Annotated in this window: 13 protein-coding genes; 6 read left to right on the forward strand and 7 right to left on the reverse strand. The window is 73.0% G+C overall.

The window, feature by feature from the left end; all coding sequences use genetic code 11:
- Nucleotides 1-8: 8 nt before the first annotated feature.
- The gene (locus ACH436_RS07095; RefSeq protein ID WP_430559882.1) at nt 9-659 is read right to left on the reverse strand and encodes a uracil-DNA glycosylase; all 651 of its coding nucleotides are present in this window, start codon (nt 657-659) and stop codon (nt 9-11) included.
- Between the two features lie 226 nt (nt 660-885).
- Here ACH436_RS07095 and ACH436_RS07100 point away from each other — a divergent pair, with 226 nt between their 5' ends.
- The 4 genes from ACH436_RS07100 (at nt 886) to groL (ending at nt 4358) form a co-directional block, all read left to right on the forward strand.
- Nucleotides 886-1239: a DUF3263 domain-containing protein gene (locus ACH436_RS07100; RefSeq protein WP_430559490.1), complete on the forward strand. Its 354-nt coding sequence runs from the start codon at nt 886-888 to the stop codon at nt 1237-1239.
- Nucleotides 1240-1345: 106 nt separating this feature from the next.
- The gene (locus ACH436_RS07105) at nt 1346-2035 is read left to right on the forward strand and encodes a LytR C-terminal domain-containing protein (RefSeq protein WP_430559491.1); all 690 of its coding nucleotides are present in this window, start codon (nt 1346-1348) and stop codon (nt 2033-2035) included.
- 142 nt (nt 2036-2177) lie between these two features.
- The gene (locus ACH436_RS07110; protein ID WP_416344544.1) at nt 2178-2381 is read left to right on the forward strand and encodes a cold-shock protein; all 204 of its coding nucleotides are present in this window, start codon (nt 2178-2180) and stop codon (nt 2379-2381) included.
- Nucleotides 2382-2732: 351 nt separating this feature from the next.
- Complete coding sequence (gene groL / locus ACH436_RS07115; protein ID WP_430559492.1) at nt 2733-4358, forward strand: chaperonin GroEL; 1626 nt, start codon at nt 2733-2735, stop codon at nt 4356-4358.
- An 89-nt stretch (nt 4359-4447) separates the two neighbouring features.
- Here groL and ACH436_RS07120 read toward each other — a convergent pair whose 3' ends face one another.
- The 4 genes from ACH436_RS07120 to ACH436_RS07135 all read right to left on the reverse strand — a co-directional run bounded on the left by ACH436_RS07120 (nt 4448) and on the right by ACH436_RS07135 (nt 8041).
- Nucleotides 4448-4738 (reverse strand): WXG100 family type VII secretion target, encoded by a 291-nt coding sequence (locus ACH436_RS07120; protein ID WP_430559493.1) that lies wholly within the window; start codon nt 4736-4738, stop codon nt 4448-4450.
- A 115-nt stretch (nt 4739-4853) separates the two neighbouring features.
- Nucleotides 4854-5558 (reverse strand): hypothetical protein, encoded by a 705-nt coding sequence (locus tag ACH436_RS07125; protein ID WP_430559494.1) that lies wholly within the window; start codon nt 5556-5558, stop codon nt 4854-4856.
- A gap of 111 nt (nt 5559-5669) precedes the next feature.
- Nucleotides 5670-7307 (reverse strand): sensor histidine kinase, encoded by a 1638-nt coding sequence (locus ACH436_RS07130; protein ID WP_430559495.1) that lies wholly within the window; start codon nt 7305-7307, stop codon nt 5670-5672.
- On the reverse strand, nt 7304-8041 hold the full coding sequence (locus ACH436_RS07135; RefSeq protein ID WP_430559496.1) for a response regulator transcription factor: 738 nt from the start codon (nt 8039-8041) through the stop codon (nt 7304-7306). The genes ACH436_RS07130 and ACH436_RS07135 overlap by 4 nt, the downstream gene beginning before the upstream one ends.
- Nucleotides 8042-8143: 102 nt before the next feature.
- Between ACH436_RS07135 and ACH436_RS07140 the strand changes: the two genes are divergently transcribed.
- Nucleotides 8144-9394, forward strand: coding sequence for a winged helix DNA-binding domain-containing protein (locus ACH436_RS07140; protein WP_430559497.1), 1251 nt, complete (start codon nt 8144-8146; stop codon nt 9392-9394).
- Between the two features lie 75 nt (nt 9395-9469).
- Here ACH436_RS07140 and ACH436_RS07145 read toward each other — a convergent pair whose 3' ends face one another.
- A complete protein-coding gene (locus ACH436_RS07145) occupies nt 9470-10084 on the reverse strand; it encodes an NYN domain-containing protein (RefSeq protein WP_430559498.1) in 615 nt (204 codons plus the stop codon).
- 149 nt (nt 10085-10233) lie between these two features.
- Here ACH436_RS07145 and ACH436_RS07150 point away from each other — a divergent pair, with 149 nt between their 5' ends.
- Nucleotides 10234-11307, forward strand: a complete 1074-nt coding sequence (locus tag ACH436_RS07150) for a lytic polysaccharide monooxygenase (protein ID WP_430559499.1) — start codon at nt 10234-10236, stop codon at nt 11305-11307.
- 100 nt (nt 11308-11407) lie between these two features.
- Here ACH436_RS07150 and ACH436_RS07155 read toward each other — a convergent pair whose 3' ends face one another.
- Nucleotides 11408-12160, reverse strand: coding sequence for a PspA/IM30 family protein (locus ACH436_RS07155; protein ID WP_430559500.1), 753 nt, complete (start codon nt 12158-12160; stop codon nt 11408-11410).
- Nucleotides 12161-12226 lie beyond the last annotated feature (66 nt).

Consider the following 12226-nt stretch of genomic DNA (forward strand, 5'->3'; position numbering starts at 1 on the left):
CCTCGTCGTCAGGCCAAGTGCCAGTCCACCGGTGCGCCGCCCTGCGCCTCGAGCAGCGCGTTGACGCGGGAGAACGGGCGCGAGCCGAAGAAGCCGCGGTACGCGGACAGCGGGCTGGGGTGCGCGCTCTCGACGGTCGGCACGTCGCCCAGCCAGGGCTTGAGCGACGCGGCGTCGCGGCCCCAGAGGATCGCGACGAGCGGGCCGCCGCGGGCGACGAGCGCCTTGATCGCGGCCTCGGTGATCTGCTCCCACCCCTTGCCGCGGTGCGACGCCGGGGTGCCGGGCCGCACGGTCAGCACCCGGTTGAGGAGCATGACCCCCTGGTCGGCCCAGGGGCGCAGGTCGCCGTTCGACGGCGTGGGGACGCCGACGTCGTCCGCGAGCTCGGTGTAGATGTTCACCAGCGACTTCGGGACGGGGCGCACGTCCGGCTGCACGGAGAACGACAGCCCCATCGGGTGCCCGGGGGTGGGGTAGGGGTCCTGGCCGACGACGAGGACGCGCACGTCGGCGAGCGGGCGGGAGAACGCGGCGAAGATGTTCGGGCCCTCGGGCAGGTACGTGCGGCCGGCGGCGAGCTCCGCGCGCAGGAAGTCGCCCATCGCGTGGATCTGCGGCTCGACGTCGGTCAGCGCGGCCGCCCAGTCGGGGGCCATGACCTGGTCGAGCGGCGGTCGCTCCTGCGTCGTCGTGCCGGGGCTGCTCGTCGTCGGGGTGTCCACGCCGCGACGCTAGCGCACCCGCCCGCCCGGTTGTCAGGACGAGCGTGCGATATCCCGGGCGCTCGTCCTGACAGCTCCCGGACGGTGCACGGTCGCGGGATCGCGGCGCGCGGGGCGACGTCGTCGGGGCGGGCGCGCGGACGCGCCATACTGGGACGCCATGAGCGAGATCCTGGTCCAGGAGGTCCAACCGGACCCGGAGGCGTCGGGCGCGACGGCGACCGGGGCGTCCGCGGCACCCACCGCGGCGCCGGCGGACGACGACCTCTCCGACCGTGACCGCGAGATCCTCGCCTTCGAGCGGCAGTGGTGGAAGTACGCCGGGGCGAAGGAGCAGGCGGTGCGCGAGCTGTTCGGGCTGTCCGCGACGCGGTACTACCAGGTGCTGAACGCCCTCATCGACACCCCGGCGGCGCTCGCGCACGACCCGATGCTCGTCAAGCGGCTGCGCCGCATGCGCTCCACGCGCCAACGCGCACGCTCGGCGCGGCGCCTCTCCGACGGCCAGGGCTGAACGGCGGGGCCGACGACGCCCCCGTGACCGGAACTGGCCGGGCGGGCCCGGGCTCGCTGAGAGCCTCCTGGACGGGCGGCCACCCGGAGCGGCTACCCTGTCCGCCGTGAGCAAGAGCCATTACCCCTACCCGCCCGACGAGTTCGACGTCCGCGGGCCCGAGGGCACGCCGGTCGGTGTGCATCGCGAGCCGCGCAGCGGGTGGAGCTCGGTGTGGCCGTTCCTGCTGATCGTGGTCGTGTGCGGCGGCCTCGCGGTCGGCATCGTCTCCTTCCTGTCCGACGACGGCGAGCCGGCCGCGCCCCCCGCGGCCGAGCAGTCCGCCGGTGCGGGCGCCGAGGAGCCCGAGGCCAACGCGTCCGAGGACGCTCCCGCGGAGGGCGAGGAGGCCCCGGCCGACGGCGAGGAGGGCGACGCCGCCTCGGAGGAGCCGACCGACGGCGAGTCCGAGGAGGCCGCCACCGAGCTGCCCGGCGACCCGGCCGCGGCGAACCTCGCGGCCGCGGTGACCGTCTACAACGACGGCGCGGGCGCCGGCCAGGCCGCCGCGGGACAGGGCGTCCTCACGGGCGACGGCGGGTTCGCCGATGTCAGCGCGGACGACGCCGTGAACGCCCCGGTCGAGCTCGCCGGTGCCTACGCCGACACCACCGTCCTGTACGGCGCGGACCGCGCGGACACCGCCAGCGCCGTCGCGGAGGCGCTCGGCGTCGACCCGGCGAACGTGCAGCAGTCCGACGACGTCACGGCGAGCGAGCAGGCCGTGTGGGTGGTCCTCAAGTCGCCCGTCGGCTGATCGGCGCCGCACACCCGGGATGTCGGCATCTCGCATGCCGACATTCCGGACATCGGTGCTTCCCTTGCCGTGATCGCCGCTACTAGGCTCCCGTTCACCGTGGGGTGCCTGCCCCGCGGCCGAGAAGCACGAGGAGAGGTACATGGCCCAGGGCACCGTCAAGTGGTTCAACGCGGAGAAGGGGTACGGGTTCATCACCCCGACCGCGGGCGGGCAGGACCTGTTCGTCCACTACAGCGCCATCCAGACCGACGGGTACCGCACCCTGGACGAGGGGCAGGGCGTCGAGTTCGAGGTCGGCCAGGGGCAGAAGGGTCCGCAGGCCGAGCAGGTCCGCCCGCTCTGACCACGCCGTCGACCACGCCGTCGACCGGCAGGTCGTCACGAAGGCCGGCACCACGAGGACGCAGGGACGCGTCCGGGGTGCCGGCCTTCGTCGTACCTGACCGGACCGGGCGCGGTGCACGCCCTCGGCGAACGTCTTGCACTCGCCACCCGAGAGTGCCAATAATGGCTTAGCACTCTCGGCCTGTGAGTGACAGCCGCCCCCCGGGGCGGCGTGCTCCTGGGCCGCGGGTGAAGCATTCGGGTCGTTCGGTGAGACCCTCCGCGCGTGCGTGACCTGAACGCCGCGGGGTGGGTCGTCCGTCGCGGGCGCCGGCCGGCCATCTCAGCCACCAGCGGAGGATCAGTCCCCATGGCCAAGATCATCGCGTTCGACGAGGAAGCTCGTCGGAGCATGGAGCGCGGGCTCAACCAGCTCGCCGACACCGTGAAGGTCACGCTCGGCCCCAAGGGTCGCAACGTCGTCCTGGACAAGAAGTGGGGCGCCCCCACGATCACCAACGACGGTGTCTCCATCGCCAAGGAGATCGAGCTCGACGACCCGTACGAGAAGATCGGCGCGGAGCTCGTCAAGGAGGTCGCCAAGAAGACCGACGACGTCGCGGGTGACGGCACCACCACCGCCACCGTGCTCGCCCAGGCGCTCGTGCGCGAGGGCCTGCGCGTCGTCGCCGCCGGCGCCAACCCGATCGCCGTCAAGCGCGGCATCGAGAAGGCCGTCGAGGCCGTCACCGAGCAGCTGCTCAACGCCGCGGTCGAGATCGAGACCAAGGACCAGATCGCCGCCACGGCCGCCATCTCGGCCGGCGACGCCTCCATCGGCGAGCTCATCGCCGAGGCCCTCGACAAGGTGGGCAAGGAGGGCGTGATCACGGTCGAGGAGTCGAACACGTTCGGCCTCGAGCTCGAGCTCACCGAGGGCATGCGCTTCGACAAGGGCTTCCTCGCCCGCTACTTCGAGACGGACCCGGAGCGCCAGGAGGCCGTCCTCGAGGACCCGTACGTCCTGATCGTCGAGTCGAAGATCTCGAACGTCAAGGACATGCTGCCGGTGCTCGACCAGGTCATGAAGGCCGGTCGCTCGCTGCTCATCATCGCCGAGGACGTCGAGGGCGAGGCCCTGGCCACCCTCGTGCTGAACAAGATCCGCGGCACCTTCAAGTCCGTCGCCGTCAAGGCCCCGGGCTTCGGCGACCGCCGCAAGGCCATGCTGCAGGACATCGCGATCCTCACCGGCGGCCAGGTCATCACCGAGACGGTGGGCCTCAAGCTGGAGAACGCGACCCTCGACCTGCTGGGCCAGGCGCGCAAGGTCGTCGTGACCAAGGACGAGACCACGATCGTCGAGGGTGCGGGCGACGCCGAGCTCATCTCGGGCCGCGTCAACCAGATCCGCTCCGAGATCGAGAAGTCGGACTCGGACTACGACCGCGAGAAGCTCCAGGAGCGCCTCGCCAAGCTGGCCGGCGGCGTGGCCGTCATCAAGGCCGGCGCGGCCACCGAGGTGGAGCTCAAGGAGCGCAAGCACCGCATCGAGGACGCCGTCCGCAACGCCAAGGCCGCGGTCGAGGAGGGCATCGTCGCCGGTGGTGGCGTCGCGCTGATCCAGGCCGGTGCCGCCGCGTTCCCGAAGCTGGAGCTCGAGGGCGACGAGGCGACCGGTGCGCAGATCGTCGCCGCGTCGATCTCGGCCCCGCTCAAGCAGATCGCGATCAACGCCGGCCTCGAGGGCGGCGTCGTGGCGGAGAAGGTCAAGAACCTCCCCGCCGGCGAGGGCCTCAACGCCGCGACCGGCGTGTACGAGGACCTGCTGGCCGCGGGCGTCAACGACCCGGTCAAGGTCACGCGCTCCGCGCTGCAGAACGCCGCGTCGATCGCCGCGCTGTTCCTCACCACCGAGGCCGTCGTGGCCGACAAGCCGGAGCCGGCCTCGGCCGCGCCCGCCGGTGACGGTGGCATGGGCGGCATGGACTTCTGATCCGGAGTCCGTCAGCCTGACGGTTCGACGACGGGCCCTCACCCTGCGGGGTGGGGGCCCGTCGTCGTCCCGGGTCGGCTGCGGCCCGGTCAGCGCGCCGCGAAGAGCCGCGTCGCCTGTGCCTCGGCGTCCGCGTAGGTCCGCGACGCCGACGACAGGGCCGCCGTCACGGCGTCGAGCGCCGCCTCGACCTGCGTCTGCGTGGCCTGCCACTGGCCCATGACGCCCGCGAACTGCGTCGCCGCGCCGCCGTGCCAGCTGGACTGCAGGTCCTGCAGGTGCCGCATCATCGCGCCCACCTCGGAGCGGATCGCCGCCACGGAACCGTTCACCGCCGCGCTCGCCTGCGCGACCCGATCGCTGTCGACCTCGTACCGCACGTGTCCTCCTTCGTCGTCGTGCCCCCCACGGGGTTGCCGACGACGACGTTACGGAGCGGGCGTGACGACGGGCCGTCGTCGTCCACAGGCTGTGGACGAGGATGGGTCGAGGAGGTCAGGAGGCCTGCGTCTCCTCGAGGAGGCGCCGCTCCTTGAGCAGCCGGTGGAGCTCGCCGTCGAGGTTCTGCCGCGCCGCCTCCTCCCATGCCGCGCCCATCGGGCTGAAGTACAGCGACGGGCGCTGGAGCAACTTGGTCAGGACGCGGACGCGGGCGTCGAGGTAGTCGGCCAGCGGGATGTGCGAGTACTCCGCGCGGACGTTCGCCATGTAGGCCTTGTAGCGCTGCGGCTCGGCGGCCAGCATCGCCAGGTCCGCGTCGTTGAGGACCGCGGAGTCGACGTCGTCGGGCAGCGGCTTGTGCCGGTCGATCGAGTCGACCAGGCGCGCGGTCCGCTCCACCGCGGCCTCGGGGAGGCCGAGCTGCGTGAGCTGGGTGCGCGCGAGGTTCGCGCTCACCGTGGTCTGCTCGCCGCCCTGGTTCGCCTGCGCGACCTTGCGCGTCGCGTCGAACACGGCGCCGTGGTACCAGGCGGCGAGGCGCACCAGGTCGGGCTCGTGCGTCTCCTGGGACAGCTCGTCCACCCGGTGCAGGACGTCGGCCAGGTGGCGCAGGTTGTGGAAGTGCCGCTCCGGGGCGGACCACCGGTCGATGAGGTCCTCCCCGACGGAGCGGATCTCCGTGTCGTCGGCGGTGGCGCCCGCACCGTGGCAGGTGCGCACGAACGCGGAGAGGAACCACTGGGGCGCGTCGGCGCTCATGACGCCCATCGCAATCAGACCTTCGGTCGTCGGACTCGGACTGTCGTCCTCGTCAGACTACGACCGCGGGGCGACATCGCACCGAGGCCGAGCCCTGGCAGTGCCTTGCGGTCAGGCTGAGGAGGACGACGCGCCATCGTAGCCGTCCGGTGGGGGGAGAAGAACTCGCACGGTCATCCCGCCCCCCGGCGTCTCGCTCACCGACACGTGGCCCTGGTGCGCGCCCACGATCGCCGCGACGATCGCCATGCCCAGCCCGGAGCCCCCGGACTCCCGGTTGCGGGACGAGTCCGCGCGGTAGAACCGCTCGAACACGCGGCTCGCCTGCTCCGGCGTGATGCCCGCGCCGTGGTCGCGGACCTCGACGACGGCGCCTCCGTCGGGGGCACGGCCCACCGCCAGCTCGGCGGGGGAGCCGGCGGGTGTGTGGCGCGCCACGTTCCCCACGAGGTTGGTGAGCACCTGGCGCAGCCGGTCGGCGTCGCCCGTGACGACGACGTCGGACGGCGCGGGCGCGCCCGGGGTCAGCCCGGTCACCGCGACCTCGCGCGTCGGGTCCAGGGCGTGCAGGTCCTGGGCGGCGTCGCGGGCCATCGCGGCGAGGTTCACCGGGTCCTGGCGCATCGGTCGGCCCTCGTCGAGCCGTGCGAGCACCAGCAGGTCGTTGACCAGCGTGCTCATGCGGCGCGCCGAGTCCTCGATGCGGTCCATGGTGTCGTCGACCTTGGCGGGGGTGTCGAGCGCGCCGAGGCGGTACAGCTCGCCGTAGCCCTTGACCGTGGCGAGCGGCGTGCGCAGCTCGTGGCTCGCGTCGGAGACGAACCGGCGCATCCGGCGCTCCGACTCCTCCTGGGCGGAGAACGCGCGCTCGATCTGGGTGAGCATCGTGTTCAGCGACGCGGACAGCGAGCCGACCTCGGTGGACGTGGGGCGCTCGGGGACGCGCTGCGACAGGTCGCCCGCGGCGATCTCCGCCGCCGTCGTCTCGATCTGCCGCAGGGGCCGCAGCGACCGGTGCACCAGCAGGAAGGAGATCGCGCCCCCGAGGAGCACGATGCCGAGCGCGGAGAACAGCAACGACCGCGTGAGGTAGGCGACCGTGTGGTCGACGCCGGACAGCGGCAGCGCGACGTAGACCTGGACGAGCTGCCCGTTGACCTGGTAGACGCCCGGGACCACCCGCCACTGGGTGGGGGACGTGCCGCCCGAGCCGTCGACCGTGAAGGGGTCGCCGTGGCGGGCCTGGACCTCCGTGTACGTCGCGGACGGGATGTCCGGCGTGCCGTAGCGGTCGATGTTGGGCTGCCACCCGATGGGGTCGCTGCTGGAGTCGCCGGCCGCGTCCCGGAAGATCACGACGTAGTCGGTGGGCGGCCCCGAGGTGGGGGACTCGGTCTGCCGCAGGGTGAGGGTCGCGACGCCCTCCGCGGACTGCCGCAGCTGCTGGTCCACCTGGTCGACGAGGTAGCCCGAGACGACGGTGCGCGTCAGGACGCCCGCGAGGATCAGCCCGGCGGTGAGGACCAGCACCGTGATGGCGACGAGCCGGGTGCGCAGCGGCAGCCGCTCGAGCCACGCCCAGCGGCGGGACCGCGCGGGCGCCGGAGCGACGGGAGCGGCCGGCGTGACGGGGGCGTCGGGGGCCGACCGCGGGTCGGCGGGCAGGGCCCGGCCGTCCGCCGTCGTCGCTCCCGGGTCCGGGCGCGACGCGTCCGTGGCGCCCGGGGCGCCGGGCGGGGGCGCGCTCATCGGGGGGCCTGGGGCGCCCGCAGCAGGTAGCCGACGCCGCGCTTGGTGTGGATGAGCGGCGGCAGCGTCACGTCGTCGCCGTCGGGGCCGGTGACGGTGAGGTTGTCGATCTTGCGGCGCAGGTAGGAGATGTAGGACTCGACGATGTTCGCGTCGCCGCCCCAGTCGTACTGCCACACGTGGTCGAGGATCTGCGCCTTGGAGAGCACCCGGCCCGCGTTGAGCATGAGGTAGCGCAGCAGCTTGAACTCGGTGGGGGACAGGTCGATCTCGACGCCGGCCCTGCGCACCTCGTGCGAGTCCTCGTCGAGCTCCAGGTCCCCGACGCGCAGGACGGCGTCGTCCTCCGGCTCGCCCGCGTGCGTGCGGCGCAGCACGGCGCGGATGCGGGCCACGACCTCCTCCAGGCTGAACGGCTTCGTGACGTAGTCGTCGCCGCCGACGGTGAGGCCCTGCACCTTGTCCTGCGTGTCGTCACGGGCGGTGAGGAACAGCACGGGGGTGTGCCGGCCGGTGGAGCGCATGCGGCGGGTCACGGTGAAGCCGTCCATGTCGGGCAGCATCACGTCGAGCACGACGAGGTCGGGCTCGACGTCGCGGACGAGCTGCAGCGCCCCGTTCCCGTCACCGGCGGCGTGCACCTCGAACCCCGCGAACCGCAGGGACGTGGACAGCAGCTCGCGGATGTTGGGCTCGTCGTCCACGACGACGAGACGTGCCTCGGGTGCGCTCATGACCTCAGTGTGCGTCTGGGGTCTGAGCGTTGCCTGGGAAAGGCCTAGGACGGTCCTGGCGCCCGGGCGGGCGCGCCTGTGGGTGGCCCCGACCATGATGGCGTGGTGCGGATCACGGGGGAGCAGCGCCGGCGGCGCCTGGTCGTGCGGCAGCTCGCGCTCGGCGTGGACCGGCCGGGGGTCCCGGCGGCCACCACGCCGGAGGAGGTCACCCGGCGGCTCGTCGCGCTGCACGCGACGGAGGCGCCGAGCGTGCACCTCGCGGTCCTCGCGCGGGTGCCCGCGCTGGGGCTCGACGACGTGCGCGACGCCCTGTTCGGGCGGCGCAGCCTCGTCAAGGTGCTCGCCATGCGGCGCACGATGTTCGTCGTGCCGCGCGACCTGGTGCCGGTCGTGCACGCGGCGGCGTCGGCCCCGGTCGCGGCGCGGCTACGGACGCGGCTGCTCAAGGAGCTCGCGACGCTGCCCACCGACCCGGTCGTCGACGACCCGGAGGCGCTGCTCGCAGCCGCCGAGGCGCAGGTGCACGCGGCCCTGGGCGCGGGGCCGCTCGACGGCGCCGAGCTCGCCCGGGCGGCGCCCCTGCTGCGCACGGCGTTCCTGCCCACCACGGACAAGGCGTGGGACGTGCGCCGCACCATGACGTCGCCGCTGCTGTCGGTGCTGTCCGCCGAGGGATCCGTGGTGCGCGGCGAGCCGCGCGGGGCGTGGTCGTCGCCGCGGCACGTGTGGTCCCCGATGTCCGACTGGTGCCCCGACGGGATCCCCGCGATGGACGAGGAGTCGGCCCGGGTGGAGCTCGCCCGCGCGTGGCTCGAGGCGTTCGGGCCCGCCACCGTGGCGGACCTCCGCTGGTGGACCGGCTGGAACCTCGGGCAGGCGCGCCGGGCCGTCGCCGCGCTCCCCGTGCGCGAGGTCGAGGTGGAGGTCGGCGCGCCGGGCGGGGACCCCGTCGTCGCCGACGGCGTCATGCTGCGCGGCGCCGACCTGGACGCGGACCTCGACCCCGCCCTGGACGCCGTCGTCGCCGGGCACGCGGCCCTGCTGCCCACCCTGGACCCCACCACGATGGGCTGGACCGCCCGCGACTGGTACCTGGGCCCGCACCGCGCACAGATCTTCGACAGCGCCGGGAACGCGGGCGCCACCGTGTGGTGGCAGGGGCGGGTCGTCGGGCTGTGGGTCGTGCGGCCGGACGGCGAGGTGGCGTGGCGGCTGCTCGAGGACGTCGGGTCGGACGGCGAGGCCGCCGTCGCCGCCGAGGCCGAGCGGTTGCGCGGCGTCCTGGGCGGAAGCACGTTCACCCCCGGCTACACGACCCCGCTCTACAAGGAGCTGCTCGCTCCCGCCTGAACCGCCCGATGGTTGTGAGCGCGATTTCGGGGACTATCCACGAGCGGATAGTCCCCGAAATCGCGCTCACAACGGTCAGAGGTAGCGCAGCGGGTCGAACTCGTCGAGCGGGATGATCCGCACGCGCGGCAGCGGGGCGGTGAACGCGGCGGCGTCGCCCTCGAGGTCGAACATCTGCAGCCCGCGCTCCGCGAGCTGCGCGAACTGCCCGTTGACGAACTCGCGGAAGGCCAGGAGCCCCACGCGCCGGTCGTCGCCGAGCAGCGCCTCGATCTGCGGGAGGAAGTCGCCGTCGTGGCTCGCGAGCAGGACGTCGCCGTCGCGGTCCGCCAGCGCCTCGAGCGTGCGCTGGATACCGACGTCGACGACCTTTTCGGTGCCCGACGACGCCAGCGGGATGGGCTTGTAGCCCATCGCGAGCAGCGCCTGCACGAACGCCATCGGCATCTGCCCGCTGCTGGCGTTGAGGAAGAACAGCGGGACGACGTCCTGGTCCCACAGCTTCTGCGCGAACGTCGAGATGCGGTCCCAGCGGGGGCGCTCCTCGGGGTTCGGCCGCCGGTTCAGCACGTTCATGCCGAGCGTGGCGTCGATGTTCTCACCGTCCACCAGGAGGTAGGTGCGGCGGCCCGTGGGCTCTGCGGGGGCGGGAGCGCTCGCGGGGGCCGGGGCGGAGAAGGCGGGAGACATGCCCCTCAGCGTATCGGCACGGCCCCCAAAAACGATTCGTGGCGTGGACCCGGCCCCCGGTCGGTGACCGAATGGCAGGCGGCCGGGTCGCGACGCCGCGACCGGGACCCCCGAGAAACCAGGAAGAGCCACGAGACAGGAGGACACCGATGTCCCGCACCACTCGTCGCACCGGCACGGCCGACCGCGGCGCCACCCGCGCCCGCCGCTGGCGCCAGGTCGCGACGGCGGCCGCGGCCGCGCTCGTCGCGCCGCTCGCCGTCGCCGCCGTCACCACCGCCGGGGCCGGCAGCGCCGGCGCCCACGGCTCCGTCACGGACCCGCCCACCCGCAACTACGGGTGCCTCGAACGGTGGGGTGACGACCACCTCAACCCTGAGATGGCCGAGCTCGACCCCATGTGCTGGGGCGCCTGGCAGGCCGAGCCGGCCGCCATGTGGAACTGGAACGGCCTCTACCACGAGGGCATCGGCGGGCGTCACGAGGAACTGATTCCCGACGGGCAGCTCTGCTCGGGCGGACAGACCGAAGGGGGCCGCTACGACTACCTCGACACCCCTGGCGGTTGGTACGCCACCGGCGTCGACCACCAGTTCACGCTCACGCTGACCGACGGCGCCAACCATGGTGCCGACTATCTGCGGATCTACGTCTCCAAGCCGGGCTACGACCCGACGACGGAACCGCTCACCTGGGACGACCTCGACCTCATCAAGGTGACGGACTCGTACCCGACCCAGTCGCCGTACGTGACCGACGTCGACCTGACCGGGTATGACGGCCGCGCCGTGCTGTACACCATCTGGCAGGCGAGCCACGCCGACCAGCCGTACTACCTGTGCTCCGACATCAACATCGGCGGCGGCGACATCGTCGGCGAGGGCCCGGGCGGTGGCGACGACGGCGGCGAGGACGGCGGGGGCGACGACGGCGGTGAGGACGGCGGCGAGGCCGGCGCCTGCACGGCCGAGGTGCGCGTCACGAACTCGTGGTCCGGCGGCTACCAGGCCGACGTCACCGTCACGGCGACGGAGCCGCTCGACGGCTGGGCGGTGGACCTGGGCGGTCTGTCGGTGGACCAGGTGTGGAACGGCGTGCTCTCCGGTGGCACGGTGACGAACGCGGCGTGGAACGGCGCCCTCGGCGCCGGAGGGACGGCCGGCTTCGGCCTCATCGGCTCCGGGACACCCGGGGACGCGACCGCGGAGTGCTCCGCGACCTGACCCGGCCCTACACCGCAACAGCAACGAGCGTGCTGACTTGTTCCTCAACCTTCCGGGGTGAGGAACAAGTCAGCACGCTCGTTGCGTCGGGGCGGGCGGGTCAGTGCTCCGTCGTCGGGGAGATCTGGGGCGACGGCGAGCTGCCGGCCTTGAGGGCGGCGAGCCGGGCCTCGAGCTCGATGTCCTTGTCGGAGGCCTCCAGCTCGGCGAACTGCGAGTCGAGGGACGCCGCGGCGACCTCGGCCTGGCCCATCGCCATGGCCTCCTCGCGGCGCACGGTCTCCTCGTAGCGGGCCAGCTCGCTGGTCGGGTCGAGCACGTTGATGGAGCTGATCGCCCCCTGCACGGTCTGCTGCGCCTGCGCCGCCTTCTGGCGGGCGACGAGCTGGTCGCGCCTGGACTTCAGCTCGCCCAGCTTGTCCTTCATCGCGGCCAGGCCGGTCTTGAGCTTCTCGACCGTGACGCGCTGCTGCTCGATCATCGGCTGCGCGGTCCTGACCTCGGACTCGGCGTCGAGCTGCTTGCGCAGCGCCACCTTGGCGAGGTTGTCGAACTTGTCGGCGTCGGCGGAGTTGCCGGCCGCGCGGTACTCGTCGGCCTTGCGCGACGCGGCGAGGGCCTTGGTGCCCCACTCGCTGGCCGCCTGGACGTCCTCGTTGTAGTCCTGCTCGGCCAGGCGCAGGTTGCCGATGGTCTGCGCGATGGCCTGCTCGGCCTCCGCGATGTTGTTCGTGTAGTCGCGGACCAGCTGGTCCAGCATCTTCTGCGGGTCCTCGGCGCGGTCGAGCAGCGCGTTGATGTTCGCCTTCGCGAGCTGGCTGATGCGCCCGAGGATGCTCTGCTTCTGCGTCATGGTCGTGCTTTCCTTCCGTCGCCCTGCTGAGGTGGTGTGCTGCCTGCCAGAACGTGTGCCGCCCCG

The organism is Isoptericola sp. NPDC019693 (genome assembly GCF_044389085.1).
GTDB lineage: Bacteria > Actinomycetota > Actinomycetes > Actinomycetales > Cellulomonadaceae > Isoptericola.

Excerpts from the sequence above, each read along its gene's own strand:
- ACH436_RS07095 (WP_430559882.1), bottom strand. The coding sequence starts at position 659 with ATGGCCCCCGACTGGGCGGCCGCGCTGACCGACGTCGAGCCGCAGATC.
- ACH436_RS07100 (WP_430559490.1), top strand. The coding sequence starts at position 886 with ATGAGCGAGATCCTGGTCCAGGAGGTCCAACCGGACCCGGAGGCGTCG.
- ACH436_RS07110 (WP_416344544.1), top strand. The coding sequence starts at position 2,178 with ATGGCCCAGGGCACCGTCAAGTGGTTCAACGCGGAGAAGGGGTACGGG.
- groL (WP_430559492.1), top strand. The coding sequence starts at position 2,733 with ATGGCCAAGATCATCGCGTTCGACGAGGAAGCTCGTCGGAGCATGGAG.
- ACH436_RS07125 (WP_430559494.1), bottom strand. The coding sequence starts at position 5,558 with ATGAGCGCCGACGCGCCCCAGTGGTTCCTCTCCGCGTTCGTGCGCACC.
- ACH436_RS07130 (WP_430559495.1), bottom strand. The coding sequence starts at position 7,307 with ATGAGCGCGCCCCCGCCCGGCGCCCCGGGCGCCACGGACGCGTCGCGC.
- ACH436_RS07135 (WP_430559496.1), bottom strand. The coding sequence starts at position 8,041 with ATGAGCGCACCCGAGGCACGTCTCGTCGTCGTGGACGACGAGCCCAAC.
- ACH436_RS07145 (WP_430559498.1), bottom strand. The coding sequence starts at position 10,084 with ATGTCTCCCGCCTTCTCCGCCCCGGCCCCCGCGAGCGCTCCCGCCCCC.
- ACH436_RS07150 (WP_430559499.1), top strand. The coding sequence starts at position 10,234 with ATGTCCCGCACCACTCGTCGCACCGGCACGGCCGACCGCGGCGCCACC.
- ACH436_RS07155 (WP_430559500.1), bottom strand. The coding sequence starts at position 12,160 with ATGACGCAGAAGCAGAGCATCCTCGGGCGCATCAGCCAGCTCGCGAAG.